We start from the raw sequence: 16163 nt of genomic DNA, 5'->3' as shown, positions 1-16163 counted from the left end.
CGCCAGCTCGCGGCGCGGGGCCGCTCAGTTGGCCGTCCAGCCCCCGTCGAGGGGGATCGAGGTGCCGGTGATGAAGGAGGCCGCCGGCGAGCAGAGGTAGGCGAGCAGTTCGGCGACCTCCTCCGGTTCGATCAGTCGCTTGATCGCCGCCCGGGCCAGCATGATCCGCTCGATCACCTCGTCCTCGGCGATGCCGTGGTTGCTCGCCTGCGCGGCGATCTGCCCCTCGACCAGCGGGGTGCGCACGTACGCCGGGTTCACGCAGTTGGCGGTCACCCCGTGCGCGGCACCCTCCAGGGCGACGACCTTGGAGAGGCCCTCCAGCGCGTGCTTCGCCGAGACGTACGCCGCCTTGTACGCCGAGGCGCGCAGCCCGTGCACCGAGGAGATGTTGACCACCCGGCCCCAGCCCCGGGCGTACATGTGCGGCAGCGCGCGCCGGACGAGCAGGAACGGCGCCTCCACCATCACCCGGTGCAGGTACGCGAAGCGTTCCGGCGGGAACTCCTCGACCGGCGCGACGTGTTGCAGGCCCGCGTTGTTGACGACGATGTCCACCTCGGCGTCGATCCGCGCGATGGCCCGCGGGTCGGCCAGGTCCACCCCGACCGCCCGGCCGCCGATCTCGGCCGCGACCGCCTCGGCCCGTTCCGTGTCCCGGTCCAGCACCGTGACCGCCGCCCCGGCCGCCGCCAGCCGGACGGCGCAGGCCCGGCCGATCCCGCTGCCGCCCCCGGTGACCAGGGCGGTCCGGCCGGACAGGTCGAGCCGTACGACGTGGGGGACGGCCACATCCCGCCGCCGGCCGCCGTCGCGTCCGGGGCCGTCCGGCGGGACGCTCTGGTCGGGCTGGTGACCCGGCCGGGGTTCTACCGTCATGGCGGAAGAAGTTACGAGCCTTCCGGTCGGTGGCACATGGGCGGCGCACACATATCCCGGCCCGCCGCTATGTGCCCCGGGAGCCCGGCCCGGCGGGCACCGCCGCGTCGGGCGGCACCGGGCGTGTCACCCGCCGGGGCCGTCACGCCGACCAGTAGGGTGTCGAACACACGTACGTGCTGCGGCAGGGGAGGGGGCGGCGTGCGGGTGCTCGGCGTCGACCCGGGGCTGACCCGGTGCGGGGTCGGCGTGGTCGAGGGCGTCCCCGGCCGGCCGTGCACGCTGGTCGCCTACTACGTCATCCACACCGACCCGGGTGACGAGCTGCCACTGCGGCTGCTGCACCTGGACCGCACCCTGGCCGACCTGGTCGCCGAGCACCAGCCGGCCAGCGTCGCCGTGGAGCGGGTGTTCAGCCAGCACAACGTCCGTACCGTGATGGGCACCGCGCAGGCCAGCGCGGTCGCCGTGCTGGCCGGTGCCCGGGCCGGGCTGCCGGTGCAGACCTACACCCCGAGCGAGGTGAAGGCCGCGGTGACCGGCTCGGGGCAGGCGGACAAGGCCCAGATGACGGCGATGGTCACCCGGCTGCTGCGGCTGGACGCCCCGCCCCGCCCGGCCGACGCCGCCGACGCGCTGGCGCTGGCCATCTGCCACATCTGGCGGGGCGGCACCCGGGCCCGGTTCACCGAGGCGGCCGCCGCGGCCCGCGCACGGGCGGCGACGCCGGACGGGACGCGACCCGCGCCGGCCCGGCAGCGGGCGGCGCGGCCGGGCACGCCACCCAGGAGAGGATCAGCATGATCGCCAGTCTGCGCGGAGTCGTCGCCGGGCTCTCCCCGGACGGCGCGGTGATCGAGGTCGGCGGGGTCGGCCTGACGGTCCAGTGCGCGCCGGGCACCCTGGCCGGGCTCCGGGTCGGCGCGCCCGCCCGACTGGCCACCAGCCTGGTCGTCCGGGAGGACTCGCTGACCCTCTACGGCTTCGCCGACGACGAGGAGAAGCAGCTCTTCGAGCTGCTCCAGACCGCGAGCGGGGTCGGGCCGCGCCTGGCCCAGGCCGTGCTCGCGGTGCACACCCCGGACGCGGTACGCAAGGCGATCGCCAACGCCGACACCGGCGCCCTGACCCGGGTGCCCGGGATCGGCAAGAAGGGCGCCGAGCGGCTGGTCCTGGAGCTGCGGGACCGGATCGGACCGGTGCCGGTCGGGGCGGACGGCGCGGCCGGGGTGACCGCCGGGGCCTGGCCGGAGCAGGTGCGCCAGGCGCTGGTCGGGCTCGGCTGGACGGCCGGGCAGGCCGACCAGGCGGTCGCCGCCGTCGCGGAGACCGTCGACGGCGAGACGCCACCGGTGCCGGTGCTGTTGAAGCAGGCGATCCGGCTGCTGGGCAGGACCCGGTGACCGAGGCGGAGGGGCTGGTCTCGGCGTACGCCAGCGACGCCGAGCGGGACGCCGAGGCCACCGTACGGCCGAAGCGGCTGGCCGAGTTCGTCGCCCAGCACCGGGTACGCGACCAGCTCGACCTGCTGCTGCGCGGCGCCATGGGCCGGGGCACCCCGCCGGACCACATCCTGCTGTCCGGCCCACCCGGCCTCGGTAAGACCACCCTGGCCAACATCGTCGCGGCCGAGCTGGGCAGCGGGATCCGGGTCACCAGCGGCCCGGCGATCGAGCGCTCCGGCGACCTGGCCGCGATCCTGACCAGCCTGGCCGAGGGCGACGTGCTCTTCATCGACGAGATCCACCGGATCGCCAAGCCGGCCGAAGAGCTGCTCTACAGCGCGATGGAGGACTTCCGGGTCGACGTGGTGGTGGGCAAGGGGCCGGGGGCGACCGCCATTCCGCTGGACGTCGAGCCGTTCACCCTGATCGGCGCGACCACCCGGTCCGGGCTGCTCACCGGGCCGATGCGGGACCGCTTCGGGTTCGTGGCCCACCTCGACTTCTACACCGCCGAGGAGCTGGACGTGCTGCTGCGGCGCTCGGCGCGGATCCTCGGGGTGCCGATCGACGACGCCGGGTCGGTGGAGATCGCCGGGCGGTCCCGGGGCACGCCGCGGATCGCCAACCGGCTGCTGCGCCGGGTCCGGGACTTCGCCGAGGTCCGGGCGGACGGGATGGTCACCCTGGAGGTGGCCCGGGCCGCGCTGCGGGTCTACGACGTGGACGACCTGGGGCTGGACCGGTTGGACCGGGCGGTGCTGACCGCGCTGGTCGACTCCTTCCGGGGCGGGCCGGTGGGCCTGAGCACCCTCGCGGTGGCGGTGGGGGAGCAGCCGGACACCGTGGAGGAGGTCTGCGAGCCGTTCCTGGTCCGGGCCGGCCTGCTGGCCCGTACGCCCCGGGGCCGGGTCGCCACCGAGCGGGCCTGGCACCATCTGGGGCGTACGCCCCCGAACGGGGCTTTTGGTGCCGCCCCTGCCCCGGCGCCCGACCTCTTCTCCGCAGCCCCGCCGGACGCGTGATACGAACGTGATCCGTGCCGCATTCGGTGTTCTCAGGCACAGGGACTAGACTCGCCCCGGTTTGTACAGGACGTGAGTTCCTGCCTCCGCTCCGGCATCCCGGACGAGGCCGATGGGAAGGTCATAACAGTGCCAATGGCAGCACAGAGCGGTGGGGCCGGCAGTCTGATGCCGATCCTCATGATTGTCCTGCTCTTCGGCGTCATGTACTTCATGATGATCCGTCCGCAGCAGAAGCGGCGTCGCGAGGCCGAGCAGATGCAGTCCGCGATCGGCCCCGGCGACGAGGTGGTCACGATCGGCGGCCTCTACGGCACGGTGACCTCGGTCGACGACGAGACCGTGATGCTCGAGGTGGCGCCCGGAGTGCAGACCCGCTACGCGCGGCCCGCGATCGCCCGGGTCACCAAGCAGGTCGAGCGCATCGAGCAGGTGCCGGACGAGGTCGAAGCCAAGGAGTGACCCCGCCCGTCGGGTGGGTCATGCCATCGAAAATAATAGATAGCCGGACCGGTGGTACGCGCCACCGGTGCGGTACGCACGTCGCCGGACAGGCCGGCGCCCCGTACGCCGCCCACCACTAGCGGCCGACCGCGCAGGGAGACAGGACAGCCGTGGCACCACCTCAGGGACAGATGCGACCCGGACGGCAGCTGGCCGTGCTCGGGTTGATCTTCACCGTCCTCTACCTCTTGGTGTTCTTCGCCGCAGGAGCCAAGGGCAGTTGGGCGGACCGGCTCGAGCCCAAGCTCGGTCTGGACCTCATCGGCGGCACCCGGATGACCCTGGAGGCGACGACCGAAGCGGGTCAGGCGCCGCCGGCCGGGTCGCTGGAGCGGGCCCGCGAGATCATCCAGGCGCGGGTGGACGGCCGTGGCGTCGCCGAGGCCGAGGTGGTCACCGAGGGCAACCGCAACATCGTGATCTCGGTGCCCGGCCAGAACGCCGACCTGAACGACGTCGGTACCCCGGCCGAGCTCCGGTTCCGCAAGGTGCTCAAGACCGCCGACGGTGCCGGCCCGAGCGCGGCCCAGCCGGCCCCCTCGGGCAGCCCGGCGCCGTCCGGCAGCCCCGCCCCGTCCGGCAGCGCCTCGCCGCCGGCCGGTGGCGCGGCGGCGACCGGCTCCCCGGGTGCCGGCGGTGGCCAGGGCGGAATGGCGCCGGCCCCGACGCCCAGCGGCTCCGCGCCGGCCTCGCCGAGCGCCAGCGCGAGCCCGAACGCGCCCCCGCCGCCGGTCGACCAGACCACCGAGCAGCTCCGCGCCGCCGTACAGCAGAAGGTCGGTCCGGAGGCCTGGGCGGCGGCCACCGCGCTCCAGGCGCCGGCGGACTTCGCCGCCGACCCGGCGCTCGCCGCGAAGCTCAAGCCGTTCGAGGGCCTGACCGCGCAGGAGATCCGGGTCCTGCCCGCGAACATCCAGTTCAACGTGCCGACGATCACCTGCGAGAAGCTGGACCAGCGCCCGCCGGGGTCGATCAAGGCCGAGGACCAGCAGGTCGTCGCCTGCGAGGACGGCCAGTTCAAGAACCTGCTGGACGTGGCGAAGGTGCAGGGCACCGACGTCGAGGACGCCGACGGCGTGCTCGACCAGACCAGCAGCCAGTACGTGGTCAGCCTGGACTTCAGCAGCGACGGCCAGGGCAAGTGGACCAACCTCACCCGGGAGGCCTTCAACAACGAGGGCGGCGCCTGCGACCAGGCGGCCCTCGGTGACAGCGGCAAGTGCCGGGTCGCCGTGGTGCTGGACAACGAGATCATCTCCTCGCCGGAAATCCAGGGCGTGCTGACCAGCAACTCGATGATCACCGGCGACTTCACCAACGCCACCGCGAGCGAGCTGGCCAGCCAGCTGCGCTACGGCGCGCTGCCGCTGACCTTCGAGCCGCAGGAGGCGCAGAACATCACCGCGACGCTCGGCACCGAGCACCTGCGGGCGGGCCTGCTCGCCGCCGGCATCGGCATGCTGCTGGTCGTCGTCTACGCGTTCTTCTACTACCGGCTGCTCGGCTCGGTGATCTTCCTCAGCCTGGTCCTCTCCGGCCTGCTGGTCTTCGGTGCGCTGGTCGTGCTCGGCCGGCAGATCAACTTCACCCTGACCCTGGCCGGGATCGCGGGCTTCATCGTCTCCCTGGGCGTGGCGGCGGACTCCTTCGTCATCTACTTCGAACGCCTGAAAGACGAGATCCGGGACGGCCGGAGTCCGCGCAGCGCGGTGCCCCGGGCCTGGGTCCGGGCCCGCCGGACGATCATCTCGGCGAACGCCATCTCGATCCTGGCGGCGGTCGTCCTCTATCTGGTCTCGGCCGGCACCGTGAAGGGCTTCGCCTTCGCGCTCGGCCTGGCCACCGTTCTCGACCTGGTCGTCGTCTTCCTGTTCCGGCATCCGATCATGACGATGTTCGCGCGTACCCCGGCGTTCCTCTCACCACGGGTCAGCGGGCTCGGCCGGGCACTGCACCAACCCGGTGACGGGGAGATCCAGACCACCGGCAAGACCCGTGTGAAGGAGGCCTGAGATGAGCAGGAGTGGTCTCGCCAGCCGCTTGTACCGCGGTGAAGCCGGCCTCCGGATCGTGCCGCGCCGCAAGCTCTGGTTCGGCATCTGCGGCGGCCTGGTGCTGCTGACCGTGCTGAGCTTCGTCATCCAGGGCTTCATCCTGGGCATCGAGTTCAAGGGCGGCAACGAGTTCCAGGTGCCGACCAGCGTCGGCACCATGCAGCGGGCCGAGGGCGCGGTGGAGGAGGCGCTCGCCGACGTGTCGACCCCGGAGGGGCCGGCCGAGGTGGTCTCCAGCCAGCGGGTCGGTGACGCCACCTACCTGTTCCGTACCTCGCCGCTGGACCAGCAGCAGGCCACGGACGTACGGGCCGAGCTGGCCGCCGATCTCGGTATTCCGGCCGACGACGTCAGCGACAACCGGGTCAGCGCGGCCTGGGGTAGCCAGGTCACCGAGCGGGCCCTGATGGGTCTGGCGATCTTCCTGGTGCTGGTCACCGGCTACCTGGTGCTCCGCTTCGAGTTGCGGATGGCGATCGCCGCGGTGGCGGGTCTGGCCCTCGACCTGATCCTCACCGCCGGGGTCTACTCGGCGGTCGGCTTCGAGGTCACCCCGTCGACGATCGTCGGCTTCCTGACCATCCTCGGTTTCGCCCTGTACGACACGGTCGTGGTGTTCGACAAGATCCAGGAGAACACCCGGGGCATCACGGGCGGCAGCACGCAGACGTACGCCGAGGCGGCCAACCTGGCGCTGAACCAGACCCTGATGCGGTCCATCAACACCTCGGTGGTGGCCCTGCTGCCGGTCGGTGGTCTGCTCTTCATCGGTGCCGGCCTGCTCGGCGCCGGCACCCTGAAGGACCTGGGCCTGGTGCTCTTCGTCGGTATGGGCTGCGCGTTCTTCTCGTCGATCTTCCTGGCCACCCCGCTGCTGGTCACGCTCAAGGACCGGGAGCCGAGGATCAAGTCGCACACCCAGCGGGTGCTCGCCCGCCGGGCCAGTGGCGGCCGGGAGACCACCGCCGCGCGCCGGCCGGCCCGGCAGCAGCCGAGCCAGTCGAGCCCGGCCGACGAACCGGCGGCCGTGCCGGTCGCCGCGGAGCCGGCGGCGGAGACCGCGGGGACGGCGTTGGCCGGCACCTCGCCGAAGGTCGGATCCCGGCCGTCCGGCAAGCGGTCCGGTGGCGCCCGGGGCGGTCGCTCCGGTGGCAGCCGGCCGGGTGGTGGCGGCAAGCGCCGCTGAGCCCGGCACGAACGATGACGTGAGCGTCCCACGGGCCGACACCGGTCCGTGGGACGCTTCGCCGAGAGGAGCACCCGTGACGGAGACCCGCGAGGTACGCGGCGACAGCGGCCTGGCGATGGCCCGGCTGGTGGCCAGCCGGGTGCTCGACGTGCCCGACTTTCCCAAACCGGGCATCGCGTTCAAGGACCTCACGCCGCTCTTCGCCGACGGGGCGGTGTTCCGCCAGGTGATCGACGGGATCGTGGAGCACCACGGGCGGGACTCGTTCGACGTGGTGGTCGGCATCGAGGCGCGGGGCTTCGTGGTGGCCGCCGCCATCGCGTACGCCACCGGGGTCGGGGTGGTGCCGGTGCGCAAGGCCGGCAAGCTGCCCCGGGCGGCGCACTCCGCCTCGTACGAGCTGGAGTACGGCGAGGCGACCCTCGAGGTGCACGAGGACGCGTTCACGGCCGGGCACCGGGTCCTGGTGGTGGACGACGTACTCGCGACCGGCGGGACGGCTCGGGCGACCCTGGACCTGGTCGAGCGGGCCGGCGGAACAATCGCCGGTTTCACCGTGCTGTTGGAGTTGAGTTTCCTGGGCGGCCGGGAGCGGCTGACGTCCCGACCGGTTCATGCCCTTCTGACTGTTTAGCCGAGTGCCGGTGTGCCTCGGTCGGTCCGCCCGGCGGACGGCCGGCAGGGCCCCGGGGCGGGTACGATTGCCCTTCTGGTCTGGTGTCGCGAGGTGCGCCCGGCTGGCGTAGGACCGGGTCGACCGGCTACGGTCGGCTCATTCCCGGCGAGGTGTTGAGGAGGCCGGTGTCCCACGATGTCGCCCCTCCGGCGGAGGGCACGGTGCACCCCACCAACGAGGCTGACGGCCACGTCGAGGCGTCTGCCGCCGAGGTGGCCGAGCCGACCCCGGCGACCGGACGGGCCCTACCCGCCGACGGCACGCCCGGGCGTACCGATGACACGGACGACACCGGAGCCGCCGAACCGGCCGGCCCCGCCGCCGTGTCCGGCCCCGCCGCCGTGTCCGGCCCCGCCGCCGTGTCCGGCCCCGCCGTGGCCAGTTCCGCCGCCGGGTCCGGCTCGGTGACCCCGGCCAGCCCCGCCCCGGCCAGCCCGGCCGCAACCAGCCCGGTCCCGGACGGCTCCGCCACGTCGGTGCGGACCATCGAGGCGGCCGACGCCGACGGCCAGGCGGCCGATCCGCCGCCCCGGTCCACGGACGGTCCCTCGGCCAACGGCGGCGCCGGTGCCCCGGTCGCTCCCACCAACGGCTCGGCTCCGGGCGGCGCGCCCGCCGCGGGCACCGGCCTGCCCGTCAACGGCGCCGGCGTTCCGGCTGGGCCGGTCAACGGCGCCGACACCCCGGACGGCACGCTCAACGGCGCTGCCGGGTCGAGCTTCGCGCTGGCCAACGCGCCCACCGGCCGACGGGTCCGCGCCCGGCTGGCGCGGTTCAACGCGCCCTGGCAGACCTCGCAGGTGAGCGAGGTGCTGGAGCCGCTGATCGCGACGCACCGGATGGCCCATCCTGTCCGCGGACGCCCGAGTGCTGCAACGCGCCTTCGACACCGCGGCCCGCTGGCACACCGGGCAGTACCGCAAGTCCGGTGACCCGTACATCACCCATCCGCTCGCGGTCGCCACCATCCTGGCCAACCTGGGGATGGACACCACCACCCTGGTGGCGGCGCTGCTGCACGACACCATCGAGGACACCGACTACGGTCTCGACCAGATGAAGCTCGACTTCGGTGCCGAGGTCGCGCTGCTGGTCGACGGCGTCACCAAGCTCGACAAGGTCAAGCTGGGCGACGCGGCCAAGGCGGAGACGATCCGCAAGATGGTCGTCGCGATGGCCAAGGACCCGCGGGTGCTGGTGATCAAGCTCGCCGACCGGCTGCACAACATGCGGACCCTGACCTTCCTGCCCCGGACCAAGCAGGAGCAGAAGGCGAAGGAGACGCTGGAGATCCTGGCCCCGCTGGCCCACCGGCTGGGTATGAACACGATCAAGTGGGAGCTGGAGGACCTGGCCTTCGGCACGCTGTTCCCCAAGCGGTTCGAGGAGATCAACCGGCTGATCGGCGAGCACCAGCCGCAGCGCGAGGCACTGCTGCGGCAGGTCACCCAGAAGGTGCAGGTCGACCTGAGGTCCGCCAAGATCAAGGCGGAGACCACCGGCCGGCCCAAGCACCTCTACTCGATCTACCAGAAGATGATCGTCCGGGGCCGGGACTTCAACGACATCTACGACCTGGTCGGCGTGCGGATCCTGGTCGACACGGTCCGGGACTGCTACGCGGCGCTCGGTGTGATCCACGCGAACTGGCAGCCCGTACCGGGCCGGTTCAAGGACTACATCGCGATGCCGAAGTTCAACATGTACCAGTCGCTGCACACCACGGTCATCGGGCCGAGCGGCAAGCCGGTCGAGATGCAGATCCGCACGTACGCGATGCACCGCACCGCCGAGTTCGGTATCGCCGCGCACTGGAAGTACAAGGAGAAGAAGGGCGAGACCGTCGTCGGCCCGCCGGCCCACATCGACGAGATGACGTGGCTGCGGCAGCTGCTGGACTGGCAGCGCGAGGCGAGCGACCCGAGCGAGTTCCTCGACGCGCTCCGCTTCGACCTGTCCAGCCAGGAGGTCTACGTCTTCACCCCCAAGGGTGACGTGATCCCGCTGCCGACCGCCTCGACGCCGGTGGACTTCGCCTACGCCGTACACACCGAGGTCGGGCACAAGTGCATCGGCGCGCGGGTCAACGGCAAGCTGGTGCCGCTGGAGTCGACCCTCTCCAACGGCGACGTGATCGAGATCTTCACCTCGAAGTCGGACACCGCCGGGCCGACCCAGGACTGGCTGGGCTTCGTCAAGAGCCCCCGGGCCCGGACGAAGATCCGGCAGTACTTCAACAAGGAACGGCGCGAGGAGGCGATCGAGGCCGGCAAGGACGCGATCGTCAAGGCGATGCGCAAGCAGGGCATGCCGTTGCAGCGGATGCTGACCTCGGACAACCTGATGACCATCGCCCGCGACCTGCACCTGGCCGACGTCGCCTCCCTCTACGCGGCGGTCGGCGACAGCCAGGTCTCCGCCCAGACCGTGGTCCAGCGCCTGATGGCGGGCTACGGCGGGGAGGAGGGCGCGGCCGAGGACCTCGCCGAGACCGCCGTCGCCACCCGACCGCCACGGCGCGGCGGCAGCAACAGCGACCCGGGCGTGGTGGTCCGGGGGGTCAGCGACGTCTGGATCAAGCTCGCCCGCTGCTGTACGCCGGTCCCGCCGGACACCGTGTTCGGCTTCGTGACCCGCTCCGGCGGGGTGAGCGTGCACCGCGACGACTGCGCCAACGCCGAGGACCTCAAGGTGCAGACCGAGCGGATCGTCGAGGTCAGCTGGCGGCTCACCTCGGCCTCCACGTTCCTGGTCAACATCCAGGTCGAGGCGCTCGACCGGCACAAGCTGCTGGCCGACGTGACCCGGGTGCTCTCCGAGGAGCGGGTGAACATCCTCTCCGCGACGGTCACCACCACCCGGGACCGGGTGGCGGTGAGCCGGTTCAGCTTCGAGATGGCCGACCCGAAGCACCTGGGCCACCTGCTCGCCGCGGTCCGCAAGGTGGACGGGGTCTTCGACGCCTACCGGGTCACCTCCGGCGCCTGACCCCCGGTCGCCTGGCGCGCCGGGGGCCGCCCGTTCGTTCCGTACCCCGAAACGGCGCGTCCGCCGCCCCCGGCCCTGCGGCCGGGCGACGGCGGACGCGTGGTCTGCCGGGGTGCCGGAGTTACCCGACCGGAGCGCTCATGCTGAGGCTCTTGATCAGGACTTCCTTCTTGGGGTGGCCGCCGCCGGCCTGCTGGGCGAAGGCGTTGTCGTGGCCGGCCGCGCCGACCTGCGCGACCAGGTCGAGGCCCGTGGTGACGGTGCCCAGCACGGTGTACGAGGCGGGCAGCTGCGAGTCGCCGTAGACGATGAAGAACTGGCTGCCCGTGCTGCCCGGCTGACCGGAGTTGGCCATCGCGACCACACCCGCCGGGTACGGCGGCCGCTTGTCGGTCGGCAGGTTCTCCTCGGCGAACCGGTAGCTGGGACCGCCGGTGCCGTCGGTCTCCTTCCACCCGTTGCCGGTGACGCCCGGGTCGCCGCACTGGAGGACCTGGAGGCCCTCGGTGACCAGCCGGTGGCACTTGGTGTTGTCGAAGAACTTCTTCTCGGCCAGGTGGGTGAAGCTGGCCGCGGTGCACGGTACGGCGGAGAGGTTGAGCTTCGCGGTGATCGGACCGAGGTTGGTGTCGATCGTCATCGTCTGGCTGCCGGTGTTCTTGGCGGTGCCGGGCGGGAGGCCGACGTCCTTGGTCTGCGGGCTGCGCTGCTCGGCCGGGATCTCCGTCCACGAGCAGGTGGCGCCGGCGGCCTGGTTGGTGCCGGTGTCCCCGTCGTCGCCGAGGTTCACCACCAGCCACACGGTGCCGGCGACCACCAGCAGCAACGCCACACCCGCGCCGATGCTCGCCTGTAGTTGGCGACGCTTGCGGGCCGCAGCGGCGCGCTCGGCCATTTCCCTCTCGAGAGAAAGCGGCCCGCGCCGCGGCGCGTTGCCGCTCTCTGGTGGACGTCACGGTGGCTCCTCCTGGGCTATGTACAGCGCGCGGCTCCGTCCGCCGCTGAGCTGGCTGATCTCGAACAGTGTCAGGGCTGCCCGGCGACCGTCGGGTCGGCCGAGGGCGACCCCGCCGGGGCCGACGGGGTGGCGCCGGCACCGGAGTTGGGCTCGCCCACGGTGAGGCTCTGGATCACCACGTCGGTCTTCGGCTTGATTTTGGTCCCGGAACCATTGTCCACGGTTTCCATGGCACCGATCTTCTTGATCACGTCGAGCCCACCGGTGACCCTGCCGACGATCGGGTAGCCGGGCTCGGCCGGGCTGAAGTCCTTGAAGAAGATCAGGAACTGGCTGCCGTTGGCGCCGGGCGCGCTGCCGATCAGCGCGACGGTACCGGCGGGGTAGAGCGGGGGCTGCCCGGCCGGGCCGCTCGCCGACGGGCTCGGGCTGGCGGAGGGGCTGGCCGAGGGATCCGGCTGGGGGCGTCCGGGACGTTCTCGCTGAAGAAGGTGTACGTGGGGCCGCCCATGCCGGTGCCGCTCGGGTCGCCGCAGCGCAGCGCTCCCTCGGCGGTGATCTCGTGGCACGTGGTGTTGTCGTAGAACGACTTGCCGGCCAGGTGCGCGAAGTTGGCGGCGGAGCAGGGCGCGTTGGCCAGGTCGAGGTCCACCGTGACCGGCGCACCCTGGTTGGTGGTGATCGTCATCGGCCGGGTCCCGCTGTCGGGCAGGTCGCGGGTGGGGGGTGTGCCGACGTCCTTGAGGTTGGGGTTCGACTGCGCGTCCTGACTGGTCCAGGCGCAGATGTCCGATCCGGCGGTGTCCTCGGACGGCTCGCGGTCGAACCCGCCGAGCGCCCAGAACGAGCCGAGCACGATCAGCAGCAGCGCCACGGCGGACCCGATGCCGGCCCGGACCTGCCGCTTGCGGCGCGTGGTGGCGGCCCGCCGGGCCATCTGGCGGTCGAGCTTGGCCCGCGCCAGTTTGCGCTGCCGGTCCCTGCTGGAAGCCACCCGCGCTCCCCTTTCCATTTACCCGTGAGGGCCCACCCCTGAATGTCGGCCCCTGGATGCGTTGTCGCCGCTGGTCGCCGTGCTGTCGCCCGAGCGTCGAAGTGCGGCACGCCACACGCCCGCCAGAGTGTACGGGTATCGGCTGGGAAAGTCGTGTACGAGGTCGCCGGGAAGCCATCGGAGGTCATGAGTGTGACCCGTGGTGCCCGCCGGACGGGTATCTGGCTCGGGCCACCGGACCGGTGCCGATAGGGTGGGCGAAACCAGTCGTGCAGGGACCAGTCGCAGGGAGAGGAACGGACGTGCTCGTCGCCGGCTTCCCCGCGGACGCCTTCGGCACCAACTGCTACGTGGTCGCGACGGCGCCCGGAGAGCAGTGTGTCGTCGTCGACCCGGGCATCGGGGTGGTGGACCAGCTCGACGCCCTGCTGGCGGAGCATCGGCTGCGCCCGGCCGCCGTGCTGCTGACCCACGGCCACCTCGACCACACCTTCTCGGTCGCGCCCGTCTGCGACGCCCGGGGGATCACCGCCTACGTGCACCCGGGGGACCGGGAGATGCTCGCCGACCCGACCAAGGGGCTCTCCGCCGACCTGACGCGGCTCTTCGGCGGCCGGCTGCCGTACGCGGAGCCGGAGGACGTGGCGGAGCTGACCGACGGGGCGACCCTGGCACTGGCCGGGTTGGAGATCACCGTCGACCACGCGCCGGGCCATACCGGCGGGTCGGTGCTGTTCCGGCTGCCGGGCGTGGGCCCGGCCATCCGGTCCGACCTGCCCCTTCCACCCGGGGTGGACTGGGCGGCGGAGCAGATCTGCCTGGCGGGCGATGTCCTGTTCGCCGGTTCGATCGGCCGCACCGACCTGCCGGGCGGCAGCCTGCCGACGATGATGACCAGCCTGCGGGAGAAGATCCTCCCGCTCGCCGACGACACCGTCGTGCTGCCCGGCCACGGCCCCGCGACCACCATCGGCCGCGAGCGGGCGAGCAATCCGTACCTGATCGAGGTGGCCGACCTCGACGGGCCGCGGCGCCCACCCGCGGCTGGTAATCCCGCTCGCGCCCAACCGGCGCGGAGATCCGGCCGAGAACATCGCAACCTTCTCCGATCCGGCTTCCCGGTGAACTGCGCCGCAGCGGATGATCGAGCAGTACGTCCTCGACCGGATCCGCCGCACCTTCGAGCTGTACGGCTTCGCGCCGCTGGAGACCCGCGCGGTGGAGCCGCTGGACCAGTTGCTGCGCAAGGGCGAGACCTCCAAGGAGGTGTACCTGCTCAGCCGGCTCCAGGAGGAGGGGGCACCACCTGCGGGTGAGAGCGCCCTGGGGCTGCACTTCGACCTGACCGTGCCGTTCGCCCGGTGGGTGCTGGAGAACGCCGGGCGGTTGCAGTTCCCGTTCCGCCGGTACCAGATCCAGAAGGTGTGGCGCGGCGAGCGTCCGCAGGAGGGGCGTTACCGCGAGTTCGTCCAGGCCGACATCGACGTCGTCGACCGGGACACCCTGCCGGCGCACTACGAGGCGGAGCTGCCGCTGGTCCTCGGTGACGCGCTCGGCGGGCTGCCGCTCGGCGCGTCCGAGGGCCTGCCGATCCTGATCCAGGTGAACAACCGCAAGGTCTGCGAGGGCTTCTACCGGGGTGTCGGGCTGACCGATCCGGTGGCCGCGCTGCGCGCGGTGGACAAGCTCGACAAGATCGGTCCGGACCGGGTGGCGGCGCTGCTCGCCGAGACCGCCGGGGCGAGCGAGGCGCAGGCCAAGGCGTGCCTGGCGCTGGCCGAGATCTCCGCTCCGGACACCTCGTTCGTCGACGCGGTGCGGGCGCTGGGCGTGACGGACCCGCTGCTGGACGAGGGACTGGCCGAGCTGGTGGCGGTGATGGAGACCGCGGCCGAGCACACCCCCGGGCTCTGCGTGGCCGACCTGCGGATCGCCCGCGGCCTGGACTACTACACGGGCACGGTCTACGAGACCCAGCTGCGCGGGTACGAGCGCTTCGGCTCGATCGCCTCCGGTGGCCGGTACGACGACCTGGCCAGCGACGGCGGCAGCCGGTTCCCCGGGGTCGGCATCTCGATCGGGGTGACCCGGCTGCTCGGCCTGCTCTTCGGGGCGGGCGCGCTGTCGATCTCCCGCAGTGTGCCCACCTGCGTGGTGGTCGCCCTGCCGGCCGAGGAACGCCGGGCGGAGTGCAACCGGATCGCGGACGTGCTGCGGCGGCGGGGCATCGCGACCGAGGTCTCCCCGTCGGCGGCGAAGTTCGGCCGGCAGATCCGGTACGCCGAGCGGCGCGGTATCCCGTACGTCTGGTTCCCGGGCGCGGACGGTGCCGGTGACGAGGTCAAGGACATCCGTTCCGGCGACCAGGTCCAGGCGACCCCGGAAATGGCGCTGCCGGCGTGACCTACTTCGGCAAGTCGGCGCCGAGTCTTGCGGTGGCCGGGGTGACGGTCTTGACCTACGCTTGCGTAAGTTACGCCACCGTAGGGAGAGCTCGTGACCGTCACCCCCACCGCCCCGCTCAGCCAGACCGCCCTGCTCGTCGAGTTGGAGCCGGTCGTCGCCCGTAACCTGGACCGGCATCTTGAGGTCGCCAGGGAGTGGTTCCCGCACGAGTACGTGCCGTGGAGCGAGGGGCGGACCTTCGACGGGATCCTCGACGGCGAGGCCTGGACGGCGCAGGACAGCGTGATTCCCGAGGTGGCCCGGACCGCGCTCGTGGTCAACCTGCTCACCGAGGACAACCTGCCGTCGTACCACCAGCACATCGCGACGCTCTTCGGCCGGGACGGCGCCTGGGGGACCTGGGTGCACCGGTGGACCGCCGAGGAGGCGCGGCACGGCACGGCGATCCGGGACTACCTCACGGTGACCCGGGCGGTCGACCCGGTGGCGCTGGAGCGGGCCCGGATGGCACACATGTCCGCCGGCTACGTCAACCCGCACGACGACGAGGTGCTGCACTCGCTGGCGTACGTGTCGTTCCAGGAGCTGGCCACCCGGATCTCGCACCGCAACACCGGGCGGGTGACCGGTGACCCGCGCTGCGAACAGCTGCTGGCCCGGGTGGCCGCGGACGAGAACCTGCACATGCTCTTCTACCGCAACCTGCTCGCCGCCGCCTTCGAGCTGGCACCGAGCCAGGCGATGCGGGCGGTGGCCGACGTGGTCGCCGACTTCCAGATGCCGGGCAACGGCATCGAGGGGTTCGCCCGCAAGTCGGTGGCCATCGCCCTGGCCGGCATCTACGACCTGCGGCTGCACCGGGACGAGGTGCTGCTGCCGGTGCTGCGGCAGTGGGACATCTGGAACGTCACCGGACTGGACGGCGACGGCGAGGCCGCCCGCGAGGAGCTGACCGGCCAACTCGATGTGCTGGAGCGGGCGGCGTCCCGCTTCGAGGAGAAGCGGGACGCCCGTCGCGCGCGGCTGGCGCGTTAGGAGGGGCCCTTCC

9 protein-coding genes and 5 pseudogenes are annotated in these 16163 nt (G+C 72.3%); 11 read left to right on the top strand and 3 right to left on the bottom strand.

What is annotated here, in order from left to right:
* Positions 1-24: 24 nt before the first annotated feature.
* On the bottom strand, positions 25-879 hold the full coding sequence (locus tag ACQEUR_RS20745; RefSeq protein ID WP_433033704.1) for a 3-hydroxybutyrate dehydrogenase: 855 nt from the start codon (positions 877-879) through the stop codon (positions 25-27).
* Positions 880-1080: 201 nt separating this feature from the next.
* On the opposite strand from ACQEUR_RS20745, the pseudogene ruvC reads away from it, so the two are divergent.
* The 8 genes and pseudogenes from ruvC to ACQEUR_RS20705 all read left to right on the top strand — a co-directional run.
* Positions 1081-1596, top strand: a pseudogene (gene ruvC, locus ACQEUR_RS20740) (crossover junction endodeoxyribonuclease RuvC); the annotation flags it as partial.
* 83 nt (positions 1597-1679) lie between these two features.
* Positions 1680-2282: a Holliday junction branch migration protein RuvA gene (gene ruvA / locus ACQEUR_RS20735; RefSeq protein ID WP_433033702.1), complete on the top strand. Its 603-nt coding sequence runs from the start codon at positions 1680-1682 to the stop codon at positions 2280-2282.
* The gene (gene ruvB, locus ACQEUR_RS20730) at positions 2279-3346 is read left to right on the top strand and encodes a Holliday junction branch migration DNA helicase RuvB (RefSeq protein ID WP_433033699.1); all 1068 of its coding nucleotides are present in this window, start codon (positions 2279-2281) and stop codon (positions 3344-3346) included. Before ruvA ends, ruvB begins: the two co-directional genes overlap by 4 nt.
* A 135-nt stretch (positions 3347-3481) precedes the next feature.
* Entirely contained in the window at positions 3482-3808 is a 327-nt protein-coding gene (yajC, locus tag ACQEUR_RS20725; protein ID WP_433033696.1) for a preprotein translocase subunit YajC, read from the top strand.
* 152 nt (positions 3809-3960) lie between these two features.
* On the top strand, positions 3961-5862 hold the full coding sequence (secD, locus tag ACQEUR_RS20720) for a protein translocase subunit SecD (RefSeq protein ID WP_433033693.1): 1902 nt from the start codon (positions 3961-3963) through the stop codon (positions 5860-5862).
* A gap of 1 nt (position 5863) precedes the next feature.
* Positions 5864-7090 (top strand): protein translocase subunit SecF, encoded by a 1227-nt coding sequence (gene secF, locus ACQEUR_RS20715; protein WP_433033690.1) that lies wholly within the window; start codon positions 5864-5866, stop codon positions 7088-7090.
* 118 nt (positions 7091-7208) lie between these two features.
* Positions 7209-7727 (top strand): adenine phosphoribosyltransferase, encoded by a 519-nt coding sequence (locus ACQEUR_RS20710; protein WP_433033825.1) that lies wholly within the window; start codon positions 7209-7211, stop codon positions 7725-7727.
* A 518-nt stretch (positions 7728-8245) separates the two neighbouring features.
* A pseudogene (locus ACQEUR_RS20705) lies at positions 8246-10757 on the top strand (RelA/SpoT family protein).
* A 121-nt stretch (positions 10758-10878) separates the two neighbouring features.
* Here ACQEUR_RS20705 and ACQEUR_RS20700 read toward each other — a convergent pair.
* Together ACQEUR_RS20700 and ACQEUR_RS20695 are read right to left on the bottom strand one after the other, a co-directional pair.
* Positions 10879-11713: pseudogene (locus ACQEUR_RS20700) on the bottom strand (peptidylprolyl isomerase).
* A gap of 70 nt (positions 11714-11783) precedes the next feature.
* A pseudogene (locus tag ACQEUR_RS20695) lies at positions 11784-12709 on the bottom strand (peptidylprolyl isomerase).
* A 302-nt stretch (positions 12710-13011) separates the two neighbouring features.
* On the opposite strand from ACQEUR_RS20695, the pseudogene ACQEUR_RS20690 reads away from it, so the two are divergent.
* The 3 genes and pseudogenes from ACQEUR_RS20690 to ACQEUR_RS20680 all read left to right on the top strand — a co-directional run.
* Positions 13012-13758 (top strand): annotated as a pseudogene (locus ACQEUR_RS20690) (MBL fold metallo-hydrolase); the annotation flags it as partial.
* Positions 13759-13849: 91 nt separating this feature from the next.
* Positions 13850-15112 carry a histidine--tRNA ligase gene (gene hisS / locus ACQEUR_RS20685; protein ID WP_433033687.1) on the top strand — a complete coding sequence of 421 codons (1263 nt, stop codon included), beginning with the start codon at positions 13850-13852 and terminating at the stop codon, positions 15110-15112.
* A gap of 93 nt (positions 15113-15205) precedes the next feature.
* On the top strand, positions 15206-16150 hold the full coding sequence (locus ACQEUR_RS20680; protein WP_433033684.1) for an acyl-ACP desaturase: 945 nt from the start codon (positions 15206-15208) through the stop codon (positions 16148-16150).
* The last annotated feature ends 13 nt before the right edge of the window (positions 16151-16163 follow it).

Origin of the sequence: Plantactinospora sp. CA-290183 (assembly GCF_050936375.1) — a bacterium.
GTDB lineage: Bacteria > Actinomycetota > Actinomycetes > Mycobacteriales > Micromonosporaceae > Plantactinospora.
Note: the sequence above shows the minus strand (reverse complement) of the source record. Positions and strands in the feature narration are given on the sequence as shown.